The following is a 2,265-nucleotide window of genomic DNA, read 5'->3' as shown; positions in this document are numbered from 1 at the left end:
GGCGGGTCGCCCTGCGCATCGCCCGCCGCGACGCGCTGCGCGCCAAGGGCCGCAGCGCGCTGATCGCCGCCATGATCGCGCTGCCCGTGCTCGGCGTCACCGGCGCCGACGTGGTCCACCGCAGCGGGCAGCTGACCCCGGCCGAACGGGTCCAGCGGGTGGTGGGCGGCGCGGACGCCCTGGTCACCTCGCTCGCCCCGGGCACACCGGTCGAGCAGGCCCCGATCGCCGAGGACGGCGCCTTCACCGTCCCGGCCCGCCCCGGCGACAAGCCGACGGCCGAGCAGGAGAAGGGCGCGAGCACCGACCCGGCCGCCCTGGTCGCCGCGCTGCTGCCGCCCGGCAGCGCGCTCACCCCGGCCCGGCCCGGGCCGGAGGCCGGCGCGGACTCGCCCGAGGGCCTGGTCCGCACCCTCACCACCGAGGCCGACCTCGGCGACCCGATCTGGCGCGGCCGGCTCGACCTGGTCGAGGGCCGTGCCCCGAGCGCCCCGCACGAAGTCGCCGTCACCCGGGCCTTCCTGGACCGCTCCGGGCTCAAGACCGGCGCCACCACCACCCTCCAGGGCCTGGAGCGCACCGGCTACACCATCACCGGCGTCGTGGAGCACCCGAGCGAGCTGGGACGGGTCGAACTCGTCGCCCGGCCCGGCGAGTTGATCGAGCCGCTGAACACCGCGCTGGCGGCCGGCGGGCCCGTCGCGGAGAAGCCCTCGGCCACCCGGTCCGGCTGGCTGGTCCGACTGCCGTCCGGGGCCTCCCTCGACTGGGCCGCCGTCCAGCGGTTCAACGCCCACGGCTACACCCTGACCGCGCGCTCGGTGGCGATCGCCCCGCCGCCCGAGCAGGCCGTCCCCTACTACCGCGACGCGTACCGCTACCACGACCCGACGGCCGCCAACAACACCAAGATGGTCGTCGCCGTCGTCAGCGGCATGGCGCTGCTGGAGATCGCGCTGCTCGCCGGGCCCGCCTTCGCGGTCGGCGCCCGCCGCTCCCGCCGCCAGCTCGCCCTGCTCGGCGCGGCCGGCGGGAGCCGGGCCCACGTCGGCGCGGTGGTGCTCGGCGGCGGCGTCGTCCTCGGCGCGACCGGGGCGGTGGTCGGGGTGGTGCTCGGCACCGCGGTGGTCGCCCTGCTGCGGCCGCGGATCGAGCGGTTCGGCGGCGTGCGCTTCGGCCACTTCGCCGTGCCGCCGCTGGACCTCCTCGCGATCGCCGGGATCGGCCTGTTCACCGCGCTGCTCGCCGCCGCGCTGCCCGCGCTGCAGGCCGCCCGGCGCAGCGTCACCGCCGGGCTGACCGGCCGGGACACCGTCCGCGCCCCCAGCCGGCTGGTCACCTTCGCCGGCCTGGGACTGCTCGTCCTCGGCGCCGTGCTCGCGATGTACGGCGCGGGCGCCGTGAAGCGCGACCAGCCGGGCGCGGGCGGCTACGACACCCGTACGCTCACCGTGCTCGGCGGCTCGGTGACCGCCGAGATCGGCCTGCTGCTGTGCACCCCGATGCTGGTCGCCCTGATCGGCCGGGCCGCCGGGCGGCTGCCGCTCGGCCCCCGGCTGGCGCTGCGCGACGCCGCCCGGCACCGCTCGCGCACCGCTCCGGCGGTGGCCGCGGTGATGGCCGCGGTGGCCGGCGCCGTCGCCATCGGCGTCTACTCCACCAGCACCGACGCCGAGGACCGACGCGACTACCGGCCGCAGGCCCCGTACGGCGCCGTCCAGTTGATGACGTACGTCGACGGGCCCCGGCTCACCGAGGAGCGGGCCGAGCTGGAGAAGCAGCTGTCCGGGCTCGGCCCGCGCGGCGACCTCGGCCAGGTGGAGTACCGCTTCTGCGACAACTGCTCCAGCGTCGTCCAGCTCCAGGGCCCGCCGGAGCGCCGCGGCCTGGGCTCGCCGCCGCACATCGCCGCCGGTGACGTCACCGTGCTGCACAACCTGTTCGCCGTCCACGACCCGGCCGCCGAACAGGCGCTGGCCGCCGGGAAGTTGCTGGTCTTCGACCGGTCCCTGGTGGGCGCCGACGGCAAGGCCGTGATGGTCCTGCGCGGCGGGGGCGGCGCTCCGCTGCAGCCCGGCGAGGTGCCCAAGCCGGACGTCCAGGAGGTCCCGGTCGACGCGGTGCTGGTCGACAACCCGGCCGCCGCCGACTTCGCCCAGGGCCTGGCGCTGCCCTCCGCGCTGCCCGCGCTCGGGCTCACGTCCCGGCCGTCCGGCTCGGTCTGGCTGCCCGCCACGCCGCCCGACCGCAAGGCCCAGCAGCGCG

General features: G+C 77.7%; 1 protein-coding gene. It reads left to right on the top strand.

Translation table 11 applies throughout. The features are described 5' to 3' along the window. A partial coding sequence (locus AE652_RS39840; RefSeq protein WP_049660546.1) for an FtsX-like permease family protein occupies positions 1 to 2,265 on the top strand: 2,265 nt, incomplete at both ends.

Source organism: Kitasatospora sp. MY 5-36, from assembly GCF_001182915.1.
Taxonomy (GTDB): Bacteria; Actinomycetota; Actinomycetes; order Streptomycetales; family Streptomycetaceae; genus Kitasatospora.
The sequence above is the reverse complement of the archived record's forward strand: the minus strand, read 5'-3'. Positions and strand labels throughout refer to the sequence as shown.